General features: G+C 67.0%; 22 protein-coding genes. 15 read left to right on the top strand and 7 right to left on the bottom strand.

The window, feature by feature from the left end; all coding sequences use genetic code 11:
- The 5 genes from ACLBYA_RS22705 to ACLBYA_RS22685 form a co-directional block, all read left to right on the top strand.
- Positions 1-221, top strand: a 221-nt coding sequence (locus tag ACLBYA_RS22705; protein ID WP_447711704.1) for an MmpS family transport accessory protein, incomplete at its 5' end; no start/stop codon positions are given.
- Between the two features lie 61 nt (positions 222-282).
- Positions 283-3,171, top strand: a complete 2,889-nt coding sequence (locus ACLBYA_RS22700; protein ID WP_447711703.1) for an MMPL/RND family transporter — start codon at positions 283-285, stop codon at positions 3,169-3,171.
- On the top strand, positions 3,168-3,497 hold the full coding sequence (locus ACLBYA_RS22695) for a DUF732 domain-containing protein (RefSeq protein ID WP_447711702.1): 330 nt from the start codon (positions 3,168-3,170) through the stop codon (positions 3,495-3,497). Before ACLBYA_RS22700 ends, ACLBYA_RS22695 begins: the two co-directional genes overlap by 4 nt.
- A gap of 8 nt (positions 3,498-3,505) precedes the next feature.
- On the top strand, positions 3,506-3,940 hold the full coding sequence (locus ACLBYA_RS22690; RefSeq protein ID WP_447711701.1) for a DUF5078 domain-containing protein: 435 nt from the start codon (positions 3,506-3,508) through the stop codon (positions 3,938-3,940).
- 247 nt (positions 3,941-4,187) lie between these two features.
- On the top strand, positions 4,188-4,733 hold the full coding sequence (locus tag ACLBYA_RS22685) for a peptidoglycan endopeptidase (protein WP_447711700.1): 546 nt from the start codon (positions 4,188-4,190) through the stop codon (positions 4,731-4,733).
- 4 nt (positions 4,734-4,737) lie between these two features.
- Here ACLBYA_RS22685 and ACLBYA_RS22680 read toward each other — a convergent pair whose 3' ends face one another.
- On the bottom strand, positions 4,738-6,003 hold the full coding sequence (locus ACLBYA_RS22680; protein ID WP_447711699.1) for an MFS transporter: 1,266 nt from the start codon (positions 6,001-6,003) through the stop codon (positions 4,738-4,740).
- Positions 6,004-6,051: 48 nt separating this feature from the next.
- Here ACLBYA_RS22680 and ACLBYA_RS22675 point away from each other — a divergent pair, with 48 nt between their 5' ends.
- Positions 6,052-6,720 carry a FadR/GntR family transcriptional regulator gene (locus ACLBYA_RS22675; protein ID WP_447711698.1) on the top strand — a complete coding sequence of 223 codons (669 nt, stop codon included), beginning with the start codon at positions 6,052-6,054 and terminating at the stop codon, positions 6,718-6,720.
- Positions 6,721-6,724: 4 nt separating this feature from the next.
- Here ACLBYA_RS22675 and ACLBYA_RS22670 read toward each other — a convergent pair whose 3' ends face one another.
- The gene (locus ACLBYA_RS22670) at positions 6,725-6,979 is read right to left on the bottom strand and encodes a hypothetical protein (RefSeq protein ID WP_447711697.1); all 255 of its coding nucleotides are present in this window, start codon (positions 6,977-6,979) and stop codon (positions 6,725-6,727) included.
- A gap of 644 nt (positions 6,980-7,623) precedes the next feature.
- On the opposite strand from ACLBYA_RS22670, the gene yaaA reads away from it, so the two are divergent.
- The 4 genes from yaaA (at position 7,624) to ACLBYA_RS22650 (ending at position 12,382) form a co-directional block, all read left to right on the top strand.
- Positions 7,624-8,370, top strand: coding sequence for a peroxide stress protein YaaA (gene yaaA, locus ACLBYA_RS22665; RefSeq protein WP_447711696.1), 747 nt, complete (start codon positions 7,624-7,626; stop codon positions 8,368-8,370).
- Between the two features lie 81 nt (positions 8,371-8,451).
- On the top strand, positions 8,452-9,558 hold the full coding sequence (locus ACLBYA_RS22660) for an esterase family protein (protein WP_447711695.1): 1,107 nt from the start codon (positions 8,452-8,454) through the stop codon (positions 9,556-9,558).
- A 44-nt stretch (positions 9,559-9,602) separates the two neighbouring features.
- Positions 9,603-10,970: a WS/DGAT/MGAT family O-acyltransferase gene (locus ACLBYA_RS22655; protein WP_447711694.1), complete on the top strand. Its 1,368-nt coding sequence runs from the start codon at positions 9,603-9,605 to the stop codon at positions 10,968-10,970.
- 230 nt (positions 10,971-11,200) lie between these two features.
- On the top strand, positions 11,201-12,382 hold the full coding sequence (locus ACLBYA_RS22650) for a hypothetical protein (RefSeq protein ID WP_447711693.1): 1,182 nt from the start codon (positions 11,201-11,203) through the stop codon (positions 12,380-12,382).
- Between the two features lie 50 nt (positions 12,383-12,432).
- Here ACLBYA_RS22650 and ACLBYA_RS22645 read toward each other — a convergent pair whose 3' ends face one another.
- Together ACLBYA_RS22645 and ACLBYA_RS22640 are read right to left on the bottom strand one after the other, a co-directional pair.
- On the bottom strand, positions 12,433-13,089 hold the full coding sequence (locus tag ACLBYA_RS22645; protein ID WP_447711692.1) for a GNAT family N-acetyltransferase: 657 nt from the start codon (positions 13,087-13,089) through the stop codon (positions 12,433-12,435).
- Between the two features lie 9 nt (positions 13,090-13,098).
- Positions 13,099-14,361 carry an amidohydrolase family protein gene (locus tag ACLBYA_RS22640; RefSeq protein WP_447711691.1) on the bottom strand — a complete coding sequence of 421 codons (1,263 nt, stop codon included), beginning with the start codon at positions 14,359-14,361 and terminating at the stop codon, positions 13,099-13,101.
- Positions 14,362-14,387: 26 nt separating this feature from the next.
- On the opposite strand from ACLBYA_RS22640, the gene ACLBYA_RS22635 reads away from it, so the two are divergent.
- Entirely contained in the window at positions 14,388-15,248 is an 861-nt protein-coding gene (locus tag ACLBYA_RS22635) for an AraC family transcriptional regulator (protein ID WP_447711690.1), read from the top strand.
- Between the two features lie 5 nt (positions 15,249-15,253).
- On the opposite strand, the gene ACLBYA_RS22630 is transcribed toward ACLBYA_RS22635, so the two are convergent.
- Positions 15,254-15,892: a TetR/AcrR family transcriptional regulator gene (locus ACLBYA_RS22630; protein ID WP_447711689.1), complete on the bottom strand. Its 639-nt coding sequence runs from the start codon at positions 15,890-15,892 to the stop codon at positions 15,254-15,256.
- An 81-nt stretch (positions 15,893-15,973) separates the two neighbouring features.
- On the opposite strand from ACLBYA_RS22630, the gene ACLBYA_RS22625 reads away from it, so the two are divergent.
- Positions 15,974-16,252 carry a WhiB family transcriptional regulator gene (locus tag ACLBYA_RS22625; RefSeq protein ID WP_447711688.1) on the top strand — a complete coding sequence of 93 codons (279 nt, stop codon included), beginning with the start codon at positions 15,974-15,976 and terminating at the stop codon, positions 16,250-16,252.
- A 6-nt stretch (positions 16,253-16,258) separates the two neighbouring features.
- Here ACLBYA_RS22625 and ACLBYA_RS22620 read toward each other — a convergent pair whose 3' ends face one another.
- A complete protein-coding gene (locus ACLBYA_RS22620; protein ID WP_447711687.1) occupies positions 16,259-16,639 on the bottom strand; it encodes a nuclear transport factor 2 family protein in 381 nt (126 codons plus the stop codon).
- Positions 16,640-16,766: 127 nt separating this feature from the next.
- On the opposite strand from ACLBYA_RS22620, the gene ACLBYA_RS22615 reads away from it, so the two are divergent.
- Genes ACLBYA_RS22615 through ACLBYA_RS22605 form a run of 3 tightly spaced genes read left to right on the top strand, consistent with a single transcriptional unit; the run spans position 16,767 to position 19,518 of the window.
- The gene (locus ACLBYA_RS22615) at positions 16,767-17,687 is read left to right on the top strand and encodes an alpha/beta fold hydrolase (protein WP_447711686.1); all 921 of its coding nucleotides are present in this window, start codon (positions 16,767-16,769) and stop codon (positions 17,685-17,687) included.
- A 24-nt stretch (positions 17,688-17,711) separates the two neighbouring features.
- Positions 17,712-18,572 (top strand): LLM class F420-dependent oxidoreductase, encoded by an 861-nt coding sequence (locus ACLBYA_RS22610; RefSeq protein ID WP_447711685.1) that lies wholly within the window; start codon positions 17,712-17,714, stop codon positions 18,570-18,572.
- Positions 18,573-18,582: 10 nt separating this feature from the next.
- The gene (locus ACLBYA_RS22605) at positions 18,583-19,518 is read left to right on the top strand and encodes an LLM class flavin-dependent oxidoreductase (protein WP_447711684.1); all 936 of its coding nucleotides are present in this window, start codon (positions 18,583-18,585) and stop codon (positions 19,516-19,518) included.
- Here ACLBYA_RS22605 and ACLBYA_RS22600 read toward each other — a convergent pair.
- Complete coding sequence (locus ACLBYA_RS22600) at positions 19,515-20,822, bottom strand: competence/damage-inducible protein A (protein WP_447711683.1); 1,308 nt, start codon at positions 20,820-20,822, stop codon at positions 19,515-19,517. The genes ACLBYA_RS22605 and ACLBYA_RS22600 overlap by 4 nt on opposite strands.
- Between the last annotated feature and the right edge of the window lie 10 nt (positions 20,823-20,832).

The following is a 20,832-nucleotide window of genomic DNA, read 5'->3' as shown; positions in this document are numbered from 1 at the left end:
ACTACATGGATCTGGATGCCAAGCCGGTGCGTGCGGACAATGTGACGCTGCCCTGGGAGATCACGCTGAGCACGACCGCACCGTCGGTGTTCCCGACCATCTCGGGTCAGGGTGACGGCAGCACGTTGTCGTGCCGGATCACCGTCGACGACGAGGTCAAGGACGAGCGCACCGTCGACGGGGTGGGCGCGCACACGTACTGCCTGGTGAAGAGCGCATGAGCGAGCGCAGCGAGCGAATCATCGGCACCGAATGCGGACTCCGAGCTTGCGAGGAGAGCGCATGACGTCAAACGAACCCCGCACCGACGCCATCGCCGTCCAGCAGCCGCAGCACCGCGGCGCCATCCCCCGCACCATCCGCACGCTGGCCGTGCCGATCATCATCGGCTGGATCGCGCTGATGGTCGTGCTGAACAGCATCGTGCCGCAGCTGGAGACCGTCGGGCAGATGCGCGCGGTCTCGATGAGCCCGGACAGCGCCCCGTCGATGATCGCCATGAAGCGGGTCGGCGCAGTATTCGAAGAGTTCAAGTCCGACAGCTCGGCGATGATCGTGCTCGAGGGTGACGAACAGCTCGGCGAGGCCGCCCACGACTTCTACGACGAGATGATCGAGAAGCTCGAGGCCGACACGAAACACGTGGAACACGTCCAGGATTTCTGGGGCGATCCGCTGACCGCGGCCGGTGCGCAGAGCGCCGACGGTAAGGCCGCCTACGTCCAGGTGTATCTGGCGGGCAACCAGGGTGAGTCACTGGCCAACGAATCCGTCGAGGCGACCCAGGAGATCGTGCACAGCCTCACCCCGCCGCCGGGCGTGAAGGTCTACGTCACCGGTCCCTCGGCGTTGGCCGCCGATCAGCACATCGCCAGCGACCGCAGCGTGCAGGTGATCGAGATGCTGACCTTCACGGTGATCATCGCGATGCTGCTCATCATCTATCGCTCGATCGTCACCACGGTGCTGGTGCTGGCGATGGTGGTCGTCGAATTGGGTATCACCCGCGGCGTCATCGCGTTCCTGGGCTATCACGAGATCATCGAGCTCTCCACGTTCGCCACCAACCTGTTGGTGACACTGGCCATCGCCGCGACCACGGACTACGCCATCTTCCTGATAGGTAGGTATCAGGAAGCCCGGGGTGCCGGCGAGGACCGGGAATCGGCCTACTACACGATGTTCCACGGCACCGCGCATGTCGTGCTGGGCTCCGGCCTCACCATCGCCGGTGCGACGTTCTGCCTGCACTTCACCAAGCTGCCCTATTTCGTCTCACTCGGTATCCCGCTGTCGATCGGCATGGTCGTCGCCGTCGTCGCCGCGCTGACGCTGGGGCCGGCGGTCATCTCGGTGGCCACCCGGTTCGGCAAGACGCTGGAGCCCCGGCGCACGATGCGCACCCGCGGCTGGCGCAAGATCGGCGCGGCCATCGTCCGCTGGCCCGGTCCGGTGCTGGTCGGGACCGTGGCACTGTCACTGGTCGGCCTGTTGACGCTGCCGGGTTACGAGACCAACTACAACGATCGCAATTACCTGCCGAAGGATCTGCCCGCGCAGGTCGGGTACGCCGCGGCGGACCGGCATTTCTCGCAGGCCCGGATGAATCCCGAACTGCTGCTGGTGGAAAGCGATCACGATCTGCGCAACTCGGCGGACTTCCTGGTGATCGACAAGATCGCCAAGGCGATCTTCAAGGTGCCCGGTGTCGGTCGCGTGCAGGCCATCACCCGGCCGCAGGGATCGCCGATCGAGCACACCTCGATCCCGTTCCAGATCAGCATGCAGGGTACGACTCAGAAAATGAACGAGAAGTACCAGCAGGACATGATGGCCAACATGCTCAAGCAGGCCGACGATATGCAGACGACCATCGCGAGCATGGAGAAGATGAACTCCATCACCGTGCAGATGGCTGCCACCACGCATTCGATGGTCGCCAAGATGAAGGACATGTCGCTCGACATCGCCGAATTGCGGGACAACATCGCCAATTTCGACGACTTCTTCCGGCCGCTGCGCAACTACTTCTACTGGGAACCGCACTGCTTCAACATCCCGGGCTGCTGGGCGATCCGCTCGATCTTCGACACCCTCGACGGTATCGACGTGATGACCGACGGCATTCAGGACCTGATTCCCGATATGGAGCGCCTCGACGCGCTGATGCCGCAGATGGTCGCGCTCATGCCGCAGATGATCGCGACGATGAAGAACATGCAGAAATACATGCTGACCATGTATCAGACGCAAAAGGGCATCCAGGATCAGATGTCGGCGATGCAGGACAACTCGTCGGCCATGGGTGAGGCCTTCGATGCCGCCCAGAACGACGATTCGTTCTATCTACCGCCGGAGACCTTCGAGAACGAAGATTTCAAGCGCGGCATGAAGAACTTCCTGTCCCCCGATGGACACGCGGTCCGCTTCATCATCAGTCACGACGGTGATCCGTTGAGCCCCGAGGGCATTTCGCATATCGATGCGATCAAGACCGCCGCCAAGGAGGCCATCAAGGGCACCCCGCTGGAGGGTTCCAAGATCTATCTCGGCGGGACGGCAGCCACCTTCAAAGACATGGCCGAGGGCAACAAGTACGACCTGATGATCGCCGGGATCGCGGCACTGTGCCTGATCTTCATCATCATGCTGATCATCACCCGCAGCATCGTGGCGGCGGCCGTGATCGTCGGGACGGTGCTGATCTCGCTGGGGTCGGCATTCGGCATCTCGGTGCTGATCTGGCAGCACATCATCGGTATTCCGTTGCACTGGATGGTGCTGGCCATGGCGGTGATCATCCTGCTGGCCGTGGGTGCGGACTACAACCTGTTGTTGGTGGCCCGACTCCGCGAGGAGATCCACGCCGGCCTGAACACCGGCATCATCCGGGCGATGGGCGGCACCGGTTCGGTGGTCACCTCGGCAGGATTGGTGTTCGCGTTCACCATGATGTCGATGGCGGTCAGCGAGCTCACCGTGATCGGTCAGGTGGGTACGACGATCGGGTTGGGTCTGCTGTTCGACACGTTGGTGATCCGGGCGTTCATGACGCCGTCGATCGCGGCGCTGTTGGGTAAGTGGTTCTGGTGGCCGCAGATGGTGCGGCAGCGACCGGCGCCGGTGCCGTGGCCGACGCCTCCGGCCGAACATGTGGGGAGTTCACAATGATGCCAACGAGATTCGCGGCTGTGCTGGCCGGCGCCTGCGCGGCGGCAGCGGTGGTGTTCGCTGCTCCGGCACACGCCGACCCGGACTCCGCATTCGCCAAGGAACTGCACACCTACGGCATCTACGGGCAGAAGGACTTCAACGCCTGGATCGGCAAGATCGCCTGCAAACGCCTCGACCGCGGCATCGACGCCAACGCCCAGGACTCCGCGAAATTCGTGTCCGACCAACTCATCCGCGGCACCACCACCGAACAGACCTGGCAATTCCTCGGCGCCGCCATGAACTACTACTGCCCCGACAAACGCGTCCTGCTCACCCAGTGAGGATCACCATGAAGAAACTGACACTGGCCGGACTCGCGGCGGCCGCCGCCCTGACCCTGGCCCCCATCGCCGGCGCCGATGCGACCGACGAATACCCGATCCCCAGCAAGATCCTCAAAACCCCGTGCACCGCCGAGCAGATCCTGGCCGCCACCCGCGACACCAACCCGGTCTACTACGAGCGCTACATGATCGACTACAACAACAAATCCCCCGAAGTGCACCGCGCCGTCCAGGACCGCATCCACTGGTTCTTCGCCATGGACTACGCCGGCCGCCGTCAGTATTCCGAAGACACCGCCACCAACGCCTTCTACGAACAACTCGCCTGGAACTGGCCCAACTGGGCCAAGATCTTCTTCAACAACAAAGGCGTCGTCGCCGCCTCCACCGCCGTCTGCATGAACTACCCACCCGACGACATGTCCGTCTGGATCTGGTGATCTGACTTTCACCCGAAGTCACGGAACGGTGGTTTCCGAGTCCTCAGCAGTCCCCTTTCGTAACATTTCCGCCGGCGGGCAACAGATTTGCGAAAACTCAAGATCATTGCACTGACCTGCTTGAATAGCGCTCTCGGACAAGGTCGTTCGACACCCATTTTGTGAACTGCCCAGGGCATATGGCGAATTGTGTTGCGCATCACAGGATTTTGCCGCCTTACAAACGACTCTGTTAACGTCCGTCCGCATGTTTGCTACAGCTGCGCTTCTGGCGCTTGTCAGCCAGGTGTCGGGAACGCCGTACATCTCCGGCGGGGACAGTCCCGCGGGGACCGACTGCTCGGGTCTGGCGTCCTGGGTGAGCAATGCCGCCACCAACCGTCCTGTTTTCGGCGATCGTTTCAACACCGGCAATCAGGAAGCCGCGCTACTGGCCCGCGGGTTCAAGTACGGCACCCAGCCCGGCGCCCTGGTGATCGGTTGGAACAGCGGACATACCGCCGTGACGCTGCCCGACGGCACCTCCGTCTCCTCGGGTGAAGGTGGTGGAGTCAAGGTCGGTGGCGGTGGCGCCTATCAGTCGCAGTTCACTCAGCACATGTACCTGCCGATGCCCGATCCGGCCGCAGTGCCGCCGGGTCAGCTGCCTCCCCCGCCGCCGCCCGGAGCCCCGCTCCCGCCACCCGCCCCGATGGGCTTCGTGCCGCCGCCGCCCGCCGAACTGCCGCCGCCGCCCGCCGGTGTCGCCCCGCTCGACGTGCCACCCCCGCCGCCGGCGACCATCCCGGTGTAGCGGGTCAAACGTATCTGGGCCGCCCGGCCAGGGCGCCCAGGGCGATCTGGATGACATAGACCGTCAAGAGCAGGATCCACGGCACCGTCCAGCCTCCGCTGAGTTCGTGCAACAGCCCGAACAGGAACGGTCCCAGCCCGGCCAGCAGGTATCCGAGGCCCTGCACCATGCCGGACAACCGCGCGGTATCGGCGGCAGTGCGCGATCGCAGCGCGATCACCGCGAGAGCCAGCGAAAAGACGCTCATCCCCAGGCCCAGCAGAAGTGTCCACAGCAGTGGCGCGGCCATCGGCCCGAAGGCCAATCCGAGTGCACCACTGAATCCCAGCACGCCCAGTCCGACGATCCAGCCGCTCTGGCTCGCCCGGCGGGCTGCCATCGGGGCCACCACGATGCTGATCGGGACCGCGATGATGGCGTTGAGCCCCAGGAGTAGTCCGGCATCGGACTTGCTCATGCCGTTGTCGATGAAAACCTGTGGCAGCCAACCCATCACGATGTAGGCCATACACGCCTGACATCCGAAGAATCCGGTGATGATCCAGGCCAGCCTGCTGCGCAACATCGACCGCGGTTGTGCTGCATCCGCTTTCGTCGCACGCGCCCCGAAATCGCTTCGACGACCACGCATTGCGGTGATCCAGAAGGCCAGGGCCGCGGCCGCCAGGCCCGCCCACGCCCCCAGTGCCAGTCGCCAACCCCCGAGCAGCCCGTCGAGCGCCGGGGTGATGGCCGACCCGGCGGCACCGCCGCCCTGCAATGCGGCGGTGTAGATCCCGGTCATCAGGCCGATCCGCGCTGGGAACGACTCCTTGATGACCACGGGGATGAGCACATTGATCAGCGCGATCCCGGCGGTGGCCACCAGCGTCCCGCCGATCACCACCGATGGGCCGTCGACGACTCGGATCACCAGCCCGACGACCAGGACGAGCAGGGCCGCGGCGATCGCTCGACCCAGGCCGAGCTTCCTGGCCAACGTCGGTGCGGTCAGGCCCGCCACCGCGAAGCACAGCCCCGGCAGCGTGGTCAGCAGTCCTGCCCACAACGCCGAAGCCCCCAACGTGTCGCGCATATCGCCCAGCAGTGGGCCCACGCTGGTGATCGCCGGACGCAGGTTGGCCGCGGTGAGCACCACCGCGACGGTCAGCAACACACCGCCGGCGGCCACCTCGACCGGCCGCGGGGCCACCCGCCCCTCGACGTCGAGATCGGGTTCTGATGCGATCACCCGCCCATCGAGGGCCGGTGAGTGGCGGTGCTGTGTCATCTCCACTAGCCTGCCATACATCCGATGATTGGATGAAAGGGTTTTCTCGTGCCCCTGGCTTCGACGCGCCGGACGGGTCTGGTGGACCAGGCAATCGATCAGTTGCGCCGCTCGGTGGCCACCGGTGAGTGGCCGATCGACTCCAAGATTCCGACCGAACCTGCGCTGGCCGAATCCCTCGGTGTCGGCCGCAACACCGTCCGCGAGGCGGTGCGCGCGCTGGCACACAGCGGGATCCTGGAGGTGCGCCAAGGCGATGGCACCTACGTGCGCGCCACCAGCGAGGTATCCGGGGCTCTGCATCGGCTTTGCGGCACCGAACTGCGCGAAGTGCTGCAGGTGCGGCGCTGCCTGGAGGTCGAGGGCGCCCGACTGGCCGCGACCGCACGCACCGAGGACGACCTGACCGAGCTGTGGCAACTACTCGAACAGGGCGACCAACTCCGCGAAGCGGGCCTCAGCGCGGAGTTCGCACGTGCCGATGCTGACCTGCATTTCGCGATCGTACGCAGTTCGCACAACGCCGTACTGACCGAGCTGTACCGCGGGCTCACCGAGGTGGTGCTGGCCAGCGTAGCGACCAGCACGGCCGATCTGGCGCAGAGCCCACGTCATCGCGGCCTGATCGAGGCCATCGCCGATCGGGACGAGGCCCGCGCCGTTCATGAGGCAGGCGACTTCCTCGACGAGCTGTTGGCCCGACTGTCGGGCCTGTAGTCGGCTACTCCGGCTGCAGCGCGTCGGAATCGACGAACGTCAGCGACCCGCTGTCCAACAGCACCGCCCAACGCCGGGCCGGGTCGCAGATGTGGTGTTCGCCGATATCCACCGATTGGCCGGCAGCGTCGCCGAAATCGTCGACGACAAGACCGGTGGCCTCGTTCTCGGTGCCGGCGTGCACCCGCACCCGCACGTCCACGGCGATCCCTTGATCCTGGTTGTCGGGTTCGGCACCGACGATTCCCTGAGCAGTCACCAGAACTCCCTTGCCATCCGCGGCGACCGCACCGTGCGATCGCATCCTCCAGCGACACGCAGAAAAGAATTTGCCGAAACCGATGGGCGCCCGCGCCGGAAAACGATCCCAGCTATTGCGCCCGGTTTCGACCAGGAGGCCGGATCGGTTCGCATCTTCGCGACCGCCCTCCGCTTCGATTCCCACGTCTGTAGCACTGCACGCTCAGCCCCCGACGAGCGCCGGCCGATCCCCAATGAACCGTTCGACGCTCGACCGAACACGCCGATCCTGATTTACCGAATACAACCTTGTCAATCCGCTTACCGCACCCCGGGGAAACTGTGTTCTCGCGGGTTCCGGACTTACCCGCTCATGATAAACCCCGGGCCGGTCCGTCGACTCGGTGAGAAGTGCACAAATGCCCCCGCACCATTCCCGGCGACCAAACCGCCGCGAATACGCTGTCGCCACGAAGTCCGTGACAGCACAAAAGTTTTCCGGAAAATCTCGCGCGCCCGCAGAAGACTGGTTGTATTGCCGTTCAGACCGGACAGCTAATGCGCAATGGTGTGCCGCAAATTGGAACCAAGCGCTTGCTCAAGTGTGATGTGCTGCCGGTCCCTCGGTGTCCCCCAAAAACGGCTGGGCTAACCTCTGTCACCGTGATCGTGCTGCTCCCGCCCTCGGAGACCAAACGCGCCGGCGGTGACGGCCCGCCGCTGCGCCTCGACGGCCTCGCTTTCCCCACCCTGACCGGCCTACGATCCGAATTGCTCGACGAACTCGTTACGGTGGCCGCCGATATCCCCGGATCACGTAAGGCCCTCGGCCTCACGGCCGCACAGGACGGCGAGATCGAGCGCAACGCGCAGCTACGCACCGCGCCCACCGTGGCCGCCATCGACCGTTACACCGGCGTGCTGTACGACGCCCTTGACATCTCATCACTCAAGGGCGCCACCGCCGCTCGGGCGCGGGCGCGGCTGGCCGTCGGTTCCGCACTGTTCGGGCTGTTGCGCGCCGACGACCCGGTCCCCGCCTATCGGCTGTCGGCGACATCGAAGCTGCCGGGTCGGCCCACGCTGGCCGCGCGGTGGCGCCCCGTCCTGGAGCCGTTGCTCGCCGAGGTCGCCGCCGACGATCTGGTGGTCGATCTGCGGTCGGGATCCTATGCCGCGCTGGGCCGGCTGCCCGGTGCCGTCCGGGTCAATGTGCTGGCCGAGCACCCCGACGGTCACCGCTCCGTGGTCAGCCACTTCAACAAGGCGCACAAGGGCCGGTTGGCGCGCACCCTGGCCACCAGCCGGGCCGATCCCGATGACGCAGCCAAGGTCGCCGCGGTGGCACGGCGTGCCGGGATGACCGTCGAACGCGACGGCGACGACCTCACCGTCGTCGTACCTGCGTGAGTTAAACCGTTACATAACAACGCGATCACAGCGGGCCTCGCGTCCGCGGGCGCGATGGTCGGCCCTGCTAGCTTGCGGTGCATGACGCATGCGACAAAGGTGCGGCGCTGGGCGCGCCGCTGCGCGTCCGTGGTTCTCACGACGGCGGTATTGGGTTCGATGGTCAGCGCGCCGACGGCAACGGCGTTCTCCCGCCCCGGTCTACCGATCGAACAGCTCGACATCCCCTCGGCAGCGATGGGCCGCAACATCCGGGTCGAATTCCAGGGCGGCGGACCGCAGGCGGTGTACCTGCTCGACGGACTGCGCGCACAGGACGACTTCAGCGGCTGGGACATCAACACCGCGGCATTCGAGTGGTACCACGATTCCGGGCTGTCGATGGTGATGCCCGTCGGCGGTCAGTCCAGTTTCTACAGCGACTGGTACCAGCCCGCGACCGGGCAGGCCGGTACCCTCACCTATAAGTGGGAGACCTTCCTGACCCAGGAGCTACCGGCCTGGCTGGCTGCCAACCGCGGCATCAATCCACTCGGCAATGCTGTTGTGGGGCTGTCCATGTCGGGTGGTTCGGCGCTGACGTTGGCCGTCTGGCATCCCACGAAGTTCATTTTCGCTGCATCACTGTCGGGGTTCGTCAACCCGTCGCTGGGCCTCTGGCCGACCCTGATCGGGCTGGCCATGCGTGATGCCGGTGGGTACAACGCCACCGCAATGTGGGGACAGAGCAACGATCCGGCGTGGCAGCGTAACGACCCGATGGTGAACGTGGCCACGCTGGCGGCCAATCGCACCGCCATCTGGATCTACTGCGGCGACGGAACCCCCTCCGAACTCGACAACGCGGGCGATTTCGGCGGCATGTTCAGCTCGCAGTTCCTGGAAAACATCACGCTGAACACGAACAAGACGTTCCAGCAACGGTATCTGGCGGCCGGTGGCCGCAACGGTGTGTTCAACTTCCCGAAGGACGGCACCCACAGCTGGGGTTATTGGGGTCAGCAGCTGCTGGCCATGAAACCGGACCTGCAGCGGGTGCTGATGCCACCACCACCGCCCCCGCCGCCCGCGGCGCTGCCACCCGGTGGCGCCTTACCGCCCGCGCCCGCGGCTGTAGCTCCGGTGGCTGCGCTGCCCCGGGTTGCCGTACCGGCTGCCGCACCCCGGGTTGCCGCACCACCCGCCTGAGCAATCGCCGATACTTCCCCACCACGGTCGGTAGCTTGACTCAGATGAAGCTGATCTCGCCGACCGATGCGCTGTTCCTCGTCGGCGAGTCACGCGAACACCCGATGCACGTCGGGGGTTTGCAACTGTTCGAGCCACCGGCCGACGCCGGCCCCGATTTCGTCACCGACCTATACCGGTCGATCGCCGAGTTCGACGAGTTTCAGCCGACGTTCCGAAAGCATCCGGCCACCTTCTTCGGCGGGATCACCAATGTCGGTTGGACTTTGGACGATGAGGTGGACGTCGACTACCACCTGCGCCGCTCGGCGCTCCCGCGTCCCGGCCGGGTGCGCGAGCTGCTGGAGCTCACCTCACGGATACACGGCAGTCTGCTCGACCGGCACCGGCCGCTGTGGGAGGCCTACTTCGTCGAGGGACTGTCCGACGGGCGGTTCGCGGTCTACACCAAGATCCACCACTCATTGATCGACGGGGTCTCGGCGCAGCGATTGATGATCCGGACGCTGTCCACCGACGCCGATGACCGCGAGATCCGGGTGCCGTGGACGCTGCCGTCCCGCACCCGCGCCGTCTCGGCCACCGATCAGGCCACCTCGCTGGTGCGCACCGTGGCCGGCGCGGCCGGTGCGGTTGTCGGCTTGGCACCGACCACCATCGGCCTGGCCCGGGCCGCGCTGCTGGAGCAGCAACTCACGCTGCCGTTCGGAGCGCCCAAGACCATGTTCAACGTGCCCATCGGTGGCGCCCGGCGCTGCGCCGCGCAGTCATGGCCGCTGGAGCGGATCAGGGCGGTAAAAAGCGCGACCTGCGTGACGGTCAACGACGTGGTGCTGGCGATGTGCGCCGGCGCGCTGCGCGCCTACCTGGAGGAGCAGCAGGCGCTGCCCGAAACTCCGCTGGTGGCAATGGTTCCGGTCAGCCTGCGGGGCGAGCACGAACAGGACGCCGGCGGGAACATGGTCGGCACCATCCTGTGCAACCTGGCCACCGATACCGCTGACCCGCTCACACGGTTGGAGATCATCAGCGCGTCGATGCGGGACAACAAGCGGGTTTTCAGCGAGCTACCCCGCGCCCAGGCCCTTGCGCTGTCCGGTTTCCTGGTCGCCGGCCTGGGCCTGAGCCTGGTGCCCGGCTTCGTCTCGTCGGCACCGCCGCCGTTCAACATCGTCATCTCGAATGTGCCAGGGGCACGAGAGCCGATGTACTGGAACGGCGCCCGACTGGACGGCAACTATCCGATGTCGATCGCGCTGGACGGCCAGGCGTTGAACATCACACTGACCAACACTGCCGACAACTTGGACTTCGGCCTGGTCGGTTGTCGCCGCAGCGTTCCGCACCTGCAGAGGTTGCTCACGCATCTGGAGAGTTCGCTGGCCGACCTGGAACGGGCCGCCACCGGGTAGCCAACCCCGGCCGGTTCGGCCGTTGCCAGAAATCGGCTCTCGCGCCGATATTTTCGCCGCTGAGGCGACTTGTGCCCGTCAGGAGTCACGGGTGGGCCACTGCTTTGTATCGGATCGGTGTCGGCCAATTCGCGCAGTTTGTGCAATGCCGGAACCGCGATAAGTTCCGCTCGTCGCCGGCCGTCAGGAGAATCAGGAATCCCATGCCACGCACCGTCAATCGTCTCGCAGTGACGTCATTTGCCACTGCAGGCCTGTACTGGAGCGTGCTGGCGTTGAGTCCCACGGTGGTTGCTGAGCCCGACGTCAGCCCCGGCGTACCGTGCCTGGACATGGTGCAGCAGCTGGCGGCGGCACCGGCGATCATCCCGGAGGCCGTGCAGGGTGGCGCCACTGCGGTCGGCGAAGCGTTGGCCGTACCGCCTGTCCCGCCGCCGGTCATCGAGGCGGCAGCCGTCGTCGAGGCACCACCTGTTGCCGAAGCACCACCTGTCGCTGCGGCGCCCGTCGTGGAGGCCGCGGCCGTGCCGGCCGTGGCCCCGGAACCGATCCCCGTCGCCGCGCCGCCCGCACCTCCGGTCGTGCCGGTCGCGGCGCCTCCGGTGGCCCCGGCAGTCCCCGTCGCGGCAACCGAGACCCTGGACCTCATCTCCCCCGTCCTGGCCGCCGCACCGGTCGCCGATGCCGTGGCCGCAGCACCTGCCGCGGTCCCGGCGGTGCCCGTCCCACCTGTGCCCGTGGCGATCCCGCCGGCCCCGGTGGTGGTACCGGCCGGGGTTCCGTTGCCGGCTCCGGCGGCGGCACCGTTGGTCCAGGCGGCCGCACCGGTCGCTGCGCCGGCACCCGTCGCCGCTGCGGTGGCCGCACCTGCCGAAGCCGCACTGCCGGCTCCCATCGCAGCACCGCCCGTCGCTCCGCCACCGCCGGTCGAAGCTGCACCGCCGCCACCGCCGGTCATCGAGGCCGCACCCCCGCCGCCACCCGTCGAAGTCGCACCCCCACTGCCGCCGGCAGAACCGGCGCCACCTGTCGCACCGCCGGCTTCCGTCGACGCAGCCCCGCTCATCGAGTCGGCGGCGCCCATCGCTGCACCCGCTGCGGCGGCACCGGTTCCGGCTGCGGTGGCACCGGCGGTGGCACTCCCGGTCGGCATATCGGCACCGGCCGCCGCCGCACTGGCCACCGAGACCGTTCTACCGGCGATCGCGTCGGCACCCGCGGTGCTCGCCGCGACTCCGCCACCGCCGCTGGCCATCCCGACCGTCCCGGGGCTACCGGTCACGCTGCCCAGCGAGATCCCGTTCCCGAGCGACCTGGTGTGCGAGGGCACGGCCTGGTCGGCGTCGACCGGCGAGGTGCCTGCCGACGCCGACGGGCCGGCGCCGCAGCGCCGGCCCGATTGGTCGGAGTGATTCGTAAGTAGCTATCGCCGAACACCTTTCGGTGTCGACGCACAAAAAGGTCAGGCGCCGGGAGCGCGCACCACGACCGGCACCGCCGGGAAGTAGATCGCCATCTCCGAGCGCGACTTGCGGAGAGCCGCAGTGCCGTAACCCTTCTTGCGGCAGTCGGGGCGGATCCAGATCCGCACCTCGACCTCATGACCCACCAGCTCGCCGAGCACCAGCCCGACCTTCTGCTCGCCCTCCAACGCCACAAACCAGGCGGCCTCTTCGAGGTCGAGCCGGCTCAGCGCGGCCGCCACCTCGTCGTCGAGGCTGCCCGCCGGGCCACCCCGCCCGTCACCGGCGGTGTGCAGATCGTCGATCCGCGCACCCAGGATGTCGCGGTCCTCCTCACCGGAGAAGGTGCGCAGCACCAGGGTCTCGGCCGAGGAAGCGGGCCGCTCGTTGAGGGTGAAGGTGAGCTGGCTGTTGAGATCCTCCAACTCGGCGGCGATGCTGCGCCGCGAATCCTTGGTCAGCTGATCGAAGGACAGCCCGAACACCGCCTCGGCACCGGCGTGCGTGGTACCGAGCAGTTCGGTGATCGCAGTGACCGCGGCGTCGCGGTCGGCGGCGTCGACGATGATGTCGAGTACCTCGTGCCGGCGGTCGAGCGCCTTCAACAGCGCTTCGGTGATCTCACGACGGGCGGCGGCACGGTCCAGGTCGGTCATGCCCCAACCTTAGACCTGAGCGAACCGCTTCTCGTCGTAGAGCCGCGCCCATTCCGCCCGCGGACGGATCGAGGTATCCACATCGGTGGCGGTGGCGCGCAGAGCACCGACCGTCGCCTTCTCCGCGCGCGTGAGCTTGAACGGGTCCCAGCCGAAGAACCGGCAGGAGTTCTCCCAGGTGATCTTGTTGATATCGGAGTCGGAGGCACCGGCGGCCAGCAGCTCGGCATGCACCTGCTCGGGCGCATCGGGCCAGAAGCAGTCCGAGTGCGGGTAGTCGCACTCCCAGGCGATGTTGTCGATGCCGATCTCGTGGCGCAGCTTCAGCGATGTCTTGTCGGTGACGTAGCAGGCCAGCGAGTGCTCGCGGAAGACGTCGCTGGGCATCTTGTCGCCGAAGTCGCGACGCAGCCATTTCTGGTTGGTGTAATGCCGGTCGGAGCGATCCAGGTAGAACGGGATCCAGCCGATACCGCCCTCGGAGAAGGCGAATTTCAGGTCCGGGTAGTTGCGCATCGCCGGGCCCCACAACAGATCCTGGGCGCACATCGCCGAGACCTGGGTGGCCAGGATGATCAGGTTGTCGATCGGGGCGTTGGGCGCCATGCTGATCGCGCCGAAGCCGGTTCCGATGTGCAGACACATCACCACCTGCTCATCGGAGAGCGTCTGGAACACCGGACCCCAGTAGTCCTCGTCGTGGTAACTCGGAAGTCCTTCCAGGTGCGGCAGTTCCGGCATGGTGACCGCGCGGCAACCCTTCGCGGCTACGCGTTTGATCTCCCTGACCATGGCCTCGGGGTTCCAGGTGGGCAGCACGGCGATCGGGATGAAGCGGTCCGGGTAGGTTCCGGCCCATTCGTCGATATGCCAGTCGTTGTAGGCCGACACCATGACCAGCGTGACGTCCTCGCGGTGCATGTTGAGGTGCCGCGCGGAGAATCCGGTGAAGGTCGGGAAGCACATCGAAGCCAGGATGCCGTTGCGGCTCATGTCCCGCACCCGCTCGTGCACGTCGTAGACACCGGGGCGCATCTCGGCGAAACCGGCCGGGTCCCGGCCCCATTCCTCGGCGGGCCAGGACACCACCGCGTTGAGGCCGCTGACACCTTGCGGCCGGCCCTGATACATCCACTGATCGACGCCCTTGTCGTCGGTCACCACGATCGGCGCCTCGGACTTGTACTTGGCCGGTACGTGGTTGAGGAACATGTCGGGCGGCTCCACGACGTGGTCGTCGATGCTCACCAGAATCAGGTCTTTGGTGTCCATGCCTTCAACTAGTACCCTCGGATCTCGTGACCGTCTCTGCGCTATCGGACAGAGGTTTGACATTTTCGGCCAAGTCGAACGGTGAAGGCCGGCCGGTCATCGAGTTGCGCCGCGGCGGCACCGCGCTCGCGGGCAGTTATCTGTATGAGGGCGACGGTCTGATCACCGGCTGGCACTCCCACGAGGTGCATCAGATCGAGTACGCGTTGCACGGTGTCGTCGAGGTGGAGACCGACGCCGGCCACTATCTACTGCCGCCCCAGCAGGCGGCCTGGATTCCCGCCGGTCTGGAACATCAGGCGGTGATGAATCCCGACGTCAAGACCGTCGCCGTGATGTTCGACGCCCAGCTCATCCCGGACGGCGGTGACCGGGCCCGCATCATTGCGGTGTCCCCGCTGGTGCGCGAGATGATGATCTACGGACTGCGTTGGCCGATCGACCGGGCACCCGGCAGACCCGATGACGACCGGGTGTCCGCGGAGTTCTTCCGGACACTGGCCAATGTGGTCGCCGAGGCGCTCGATCACGAGGCACCGCTGAGCCTGCCCACCAGCGATCACCCGATCGTCGCGGCCGCGCTGGCCTACACCAAGGAACACCTTGATTCGGTCACTGCCGAGGATGTCAGCCGCGCGGTGGCGGTATCCGAACGCACGCTGCGCCGCCTGTTCGCCGACACCCTGGGCCTGTCCTGGCGGACCTACCTGCTGCACGCCCGGATGCTGCGGGCGATGGCGCTGCTGGCCGCACCCGATCAGTCCGTGCAGGCGACCTGTTCGGCCGTCGGATTCGACAGCCTGAGCTCGTTCACCAGAAGCTTCGCCCAGTTCTGTGGCGAGACTCCGTCGGCCTACCGGAAAAGGGTTGCCGGCGAACGTGATTGACGCGCTCAGCTGGGCGCGGTGGGCCGGAAGAGGCCGTCGCGCAACAAGGCGCTGACCGACAGTTGCCAGCGTTCCAGCTGCGCGGGGGTGATCAGGGATTCGGGTAGGTGCCGGTCGATGTGCTGGCGCAGACTCATCGCGCCGAGTGCGAGCACCATGCTGTTGATCACCGCCCACCGGATGTCGATCTCGGAGCGGGTCTCACCGCGTTCGGCCCGCAGTTCCCACCGCTGCACCCCGGCCTCGTACAACTTGTCGAAGATGGTCGTGCCCAGGGCGCTGCCGTCAACGAGGGCCCGACCCATGTACGCGGCCACCTCCGGATGTTCGGCGAACACCCCGTTGACCCGGTAGCCGACCTCGGCCAGCGAGTCCTCGGTGGACTCCGTGATGGGCCGCGCCATGGGTGTGATCACGACATCCAACACGTATTCGTCGACCGCTTTGATCAGCCCGGCCTTGGTGGAGAAATGATGCTGGACCAGGCCCAACGAGACGCCGGCAGCGGCAGCGACACCGCGCAGGGTGGTCGCGCCCGTACCGTGCTCGGCAAAACTTCGTAGCGCGGCCCGCCGGATCCGCTCCACGCTGCGCGGCTCTCCCGCACCCGTTTCACCTGTCACAGGAGCCACCGTAGTCAACATCACGGTGTCCGCGCCTCAGCGGTAAAGACGAATTTACGATACAAACGTATTGTCGTGGACGAAAGATGGACGGGGGGTCACATGCATCCGATAACGACAGAGGACGAGTTCTGGACGGCGCCGTGCACACGCGATCCCGATCGCTGGACGACCGTCGCCGACGAGGGCGCCAAGGCACTGTGCCGGGCCTGCCCGCGGCGGTGGCAGTGCGCCAAAGAGGCGTGCGTGACGCCGGGGGCCGAGGGTCTATGGGCCGGCATCGTGCTGCCGCCTGCGGGGCGCAGCCGGCAGTTCGCGCTGAAGCAGCTGCGCTCGCTGGCCGAACGCAACGGGATGTCGGTGCGGCACCGGACGACGTGATCGACATCAGCGGGGCGGGGCGCCGGAACAGTCCGGGTCGACCTGGACCGCGTAGGACGTGATGGCCGAGATCTGCGCGCCGGTGAACTCGAAGATGTCGCAGCCGGCCACGGCCGTCGCACCGTTGGGTCCGGTGTAGCGGGCCAGCGTATCGACGGCGACGATGCCGCCCTGCGCGGCGACCACACACCGCTGCAGGTCGGTGTCGGTCTCGGCGAGGCTCTCCCGGGTCTCGGTACAGGTGCGGATCACGGCGTCGGCACCTTCGAGCACCATGTAACCGACGATCGTCCAGCGCACATTCGGCGCCAGGTGCGGTAGCGACTCCTCGAACCGGTGGGTGGAGAACGCCAGCCCGATCGCCCCGCGGTCGTGCGCATCGTCCATGTCGTCCTCCTCGAAAACCGTGCCTCGGTGACGAAACTAACGCGTGTAAGCACCCGGCGTGGTCATGACACCGCACGTGCCGCAGGGCACGATAATCCGGTGCTGTAATCCATGACACACTCTGCTGATGGTTCCTCCCATCGCGCGCCCCAAGCTCGAGGGCAACATCGCCGTCAGCGCCGACCGACAGCTCGGCTTCGCCGAGTTCGGCGATCCGCAGGGCCGGGCCATCTTCTGGTTGCACGGCACCCCCGGTGCCCGACGCCAGATTCCCGCCGAGGCCCGCGCCTACGCCGAACTGGAGAAGATCCGGCTGATCGGCGTCGACCGCCCGGGCATCGGGTCGTCGACGGCCTACCAGTACCCGAACGTGCTGGCCTTCGCCGAGGACCTGCGCACCATCGCCGATACCCTGGGCATCGGTAATTTCGCGGTCATCGGGCTGTCCGGCGGCGGGCCCTACACGCTGGCCACCGCGGCGGCGATGCCCGAGCGGGTGGTCGCCGCGGGCGTGCTGGGCGGCGTGGCCCCCTACATCGGGCCGGACGGGATCGCCAGCGGGCTGATGAACCTCGGCTCGACGGTCGCCCCCGTGCTCGAGATCGCCGGCGCGCCCATCCGGCTGGCCGCCGCCACCCTGATCAAATTCATCGCGCCGGTCGGCTCACCGGCGCTGGAGATCTACGCGAGGATCTCCCCGGAGGGCGACCGCCGGCTGCTGGGCCGCCCCGAGTTCAAGGCGATGTTCCTCGACGACCTGCTCAACGGCGGCCGCAAACAGTTGTCGGCACCGTTCTTCGACATCGTCGACTTCGTCCGCGACTGGGGCTTCCGCCTCGACGAGGTCAAGGTCCCGGTGCGGTGGTGGCACGGCGACGCGGACCACATCGTCCCGTTCGCGCACGGCGCGCATGCGGTGTCGCGCCTGCCCGATGCCGAGATGACGGTGCTGCCGGGCGAGAGCCATCTCGGGGGGCTCGGCTGCGCCGAGGAGATACTCCGTACGATGCTGGATATCTGGGATCGCGACGGGCACGACCCGCACTGACGTCAACTCAAAGGAGTTCAGCAGGTGGATCTTTCGGGTACCGGAATCTGGAGTTCACATCTTCGCTACGGTGATCCGGGCCAGGCCGCCGAGGCGGCGGCCGAACTGGAGGAACTCGGTTATCCGGCGCTGTGGATCCCCGACGTCGGCGGCCCGGTGATCGATGCCGTCGAGAACCTGTTGGCGGCCACCCGCGGCGTCACCATCGCCACCGGCATCCTGAACCTGTGGATGCACTCCCCTGCCGATGTCGCCGTCGCCCATGCCCGGCTGACCGCCGCGCACGGCCGACGCTTCCTGCTGGGCATCGGCGTCAGCCACGCGCCGCTGATCGATTCCAAATCGCCGGGCACCTATCGCAAACCGCTGGCCGCCACCGCGGCGTTCCTGGACGGTCTGGACGCCGCCGAACAACCGGTGCCGGTGGCCGATCGGGTGATCGCCGCGCTCGGACCCAAGATGCTGCAACTGGCGGCCGACCGATCCCGCGGCACCCACCCGTATCTGGTGACACCTGAGCACACCGCCACCGCGCGGGCCGCGCTCGGCGCCGGACCGCTGGTGCTGCCCGAGCAGACGGTGGTGCTCAACACCGATGCCGAGCAGGCCCGCACCATCGCCCGCACCTTCCTGAAGAGCTATCTGTCGCTGCCCAACTACGTCAACAACCTGCTGCGCACCGGCTTCACCGAAGACGATGTGCATACCATCAGCGACCGACTCGTCGACGCGGTCGTGGTGTGGGGTGACGAGGAGACCATCGCCCACCGGGTGGCCGAGCATCGGGACGCCGGCGCCGATCACGTCTGTGTCCAGGTGCTCGATGCCGATCTGGCGGTGTTCCCGCGCGAGCAGTGGCGTCGCCTGGCTCCGGTCCTGAACTGACCGCACGCCGATGGCGCAGCTCGATATCGGGGTCTACGTCCCGCAGATGGCGTTCAGCTACGCCGAGGTGCTGCACCGGGCGATGCGCTGCGAGGAACTCGGCATCGGGTCGCTGTGGCTCTACGACCATCTGTACGGGCCCGGCATGCCCGAGATCGACTCGTTGGAGGCCTGGACGCTGGCCACCGCACTGCTCAGCCGGACCGAGCGGCTGCGGGTCGGGCACATGGTGTTGTGCAACCAGTTCCGGCACCCGGTGGTGCTGGCCAAGATGGCCGCGACCCTGGACCAGATCTCGGGCGGCCGACTGCAGCTGGGCCTGGGCAGCGGATCCATCGAAGACGAACACCGGCGCGCCGGGCTGGACTGGGGCACGTTCGCCGAGCGGTCGGCCCGCCTCGGCGAAACCTGCGAGATCCTCACCCAGGCCTTTACCACCGGGTCGGTCACCTTCAGCGGTGCGCACTACACGGTGTCCGAGATGACGATCCGGCCGCTGCCGGTACAGCAACCGCAGCCACCGATCGTGGTGGGCGGGGTCGGCGAGAAGTACACGCTGCCACTGGTCGCCCGATACGCCGACGTGTGGAACGTGCCCACCTACGCACTCGGCGAGCTGACGCACAAGGTATCGGTGCTGCGTCGACTGTGTGATGAGATCGGACGCGATCCAGCCGACATCCTGATGTCGGTGGAGGCGGTGATGGCACTGTCCCCCGATGAGCAGTCCTTGCCCGGGGTGCGGGCATTCGCCGAGAAACGGTTCGGCGGGGCGGGTTTCGGGCTACGCGAGGGTGGCCTGATCGGGACGGCACCGATGATCGCCGAGCGCCTGCGGCAGTGGCAGGCGATGGGGTTCGGGCAGGTGGTGTTGTTCACCCACGACCGCGCCTCGGATGCGACGTTGGAGAATCTGGCGGCCGGCGTGATCGCCGAGTTCGCCTAGGATCGCTGCAGAACCTGCCGGAGCAGGTGCATCGCGACGGTGGTCGAGCGTTCCCGGACATCGCTGCGGTCACCGGGCAGCCGCAGCGTCCGAACGAGCGTCTCACGGCCGACCAGCGCCAGCCCGAAGCACACTGTGCCGACCGGCTTTTCCTCTGAGCCGCCACTGGGTCCGGCGATACCGGTGATACCGACCGCGGTATCGGCGCCGAACCGTCGCAGCGCACCCTCGGCCATCGCGCGGGCGACCGGTTCGGACACGGCACCGTGCGTGGCGATCAGCGCCTCGTTGACGCCGAGCAGGTCGATCTTCGCCTGGTTCGAGTAGGACACGACGCCGCCGGCCAGATACGCCGAGGACCCGGCCCGGTCGGCGAGCCGGGCGGCCAGCAGGCCGGCGGTGCAGGATTCAGCGGTGGCGATGGTGCGGCCCGCCAGCAGCGTGGCGACCTGGTCGTCGACGAATGTTCCGTCGAGCGAGAACAATTCACGCGGGTGGTGTTCGCGCAGCACCTCGACCAGCGCGGTGTAGCTGTCCGCCGCGGCGGGCTCGTAGCGGGTGACGATCTCCAGTTCACCGCGGCGCAGACAGGTGGTGATCTCCAGCTGATCGAACCCGGGGACCCGAATCTCGGCCGTCCGCAGGGTTTCCGCCAGGCCGGACTCAGGCAGGCCGAACATCCGCACCGTGTCCTGCAGGTATTCGGTACGCCCGGCGATCGCCTGCTGCACCGCCGGCGTGGCCAGCGCGGTCGGCCACATCGGTTGCAGTTCCCTGGGCGGGCCGGGCAGCACCACGACCACCGGGTTGGCCGGCTCATCCCCCGTCGCTCCGCTCGCCCCCGGGATACCAGCGGGCACGACCACACCCGGCGCGGTGCCCACCGGATCCAGGATCTGTGCGCCCACCGGCACCATCGCCTGCTTGCGGTTGGCGGCCATCACGGCCTCGAAGTCGACACCCTGGCGGCCCGCGGTCAGGCGACGCAGGATGCCGGCGATGCGCTGCTCCAGATCCGCATCGAGCACCAGCTCGCGATCGCAGAACTCCGCGACGGTGGCCACCGTCAGATCATCGGCCGTCGGCCCCAACCCGCCGCTGGTGATGATCAGATCGACGCCTTGGCCGGCCAGGAACTGCAACTGTGCCCGCAGATCGGCGGGCCGGTCACCGCACTGGGTGATGTGGGCCAGTTCGACACCCAGTTCCAGCAGCTGGTCGGCCAGCCACGGCCCGTTGAGGTCACGGACCCGCCCCGTCAGGACCTCGGTCCCGGTCACCACGATTCCGGCGCGCACACCCATGCCGTAAGCC

The sequence above is a fragment of the Mycobacterium sp. C31M genome (assembly GCF_053345865.1).
Note: the sequence above shows the minus strand (reverse complement) of the source record. Positions and strands in the feature narration are given on the sequence as shown.

Coding starts and splice junctions, on each gene's coding strand:
- ACLBYA_RS22700 (WP_447711703.1), top strand. CDS start 283: ATGACGTCAAACGAACCCCGCACCGACGCCATCGCCGTCCAGCAGCCG.
- ACLBYA_RS22695 (WP_447711702.1), top strand. CDS start 3,168: ATGATGCCAACGAGATTCGCGGCTGTGCTGGCCGGCGCCTGCGCGGCG.
- ACLBYA_RS22690 (WP_447711701.1), top strand. CDS start 3,506: ATGAAGAAACTGACACTGGCCGGACTCGCGGCGGCCGCCGCCCTGACC.
- ACLBYA_RS22685 (WP_447711700.1), top strand. CDS start 4,188: ATGTTTGCTACAGCTGCGCTTCTGGCGCTTGTCAGCCAGGTGTCGGGA.
- ACLBYA_RS22680 (WP_447711699.1), bottom strand. CDS start 6,003: ATGACACAGCACCGCCACTCACCGGCCCTCGATGGGCGGGTGATCGCA.
- ACLBYA_RS22660 (WP_447711695.1), top strand. CDS start 8,452: ATGACGCATGCGACAAAGGTGCGGCGCTGGGCGCGCCGCTGCGCGTCC.
- ACLBYA_RS22655 (WP_447711694.1), top strand. CDS start 9,603: ATGAAGCTGATCTCGCCGACCGATGCGCTGTTCCTCGTCGGCGAGTCA.
- ACLBYA_RS22645 (WP_447711692.1), bottom strand. CDS start 13,089: ATGACCGACCTGGACCGTGCCGCCGCCCGTCGTGAGATCACCGAAGCG.
- ACLBYA_RS22640 (WP_447711691.1), bottom strand. CDS start 14,361: ATGGACACCAAAGACCTGATTCTGGTGAGCATCGACGACCACGTCGTG.
- ACLBYA_RS22630 (WP_447711689.1), bottom strand. CDS start 15,892: ATGTTGACTACGGTGGCTCCTGTGACAGGTGAAACGGGTGCGGGAGAG.
- ACLBYA_RS22625 (WP_447711688.1), top strand. CDS start 15,974: ATGCATCCGATAACGACAGAGGACGAGTTCTGGACGGCGCCGTGCACA.
- ACLBYA_RS22620 (WP_447711687.1), bottom strand. CDS start 16,639: ATGGACGATGCGCACGACCGCGGGGCGATCGGGCTGGCGTTCTCCACC.
- ACLBYA_RS22615 (WP_447711686.1), top strand. CDS start 16,767: ATGGTTCCTCCCATCGCGCGCCCCAAGCTCGAGGGCAACATCGCCGTC.
- ACLBYA_RS22605 (WP_447711684.1), top strand. CDS start 18,583: ATGGCGCAGCTCGATATCGGGGTCTACGTCCCGCAGATGGCGTTCAGC.
- ACLBYA_RS22600 (WP_447711683.1), bottom strand. CDS start 20,822: ATGGGTGTGCGCGCCGGAATCGTGGTGACCGGGACCGAGGTCCTGACG.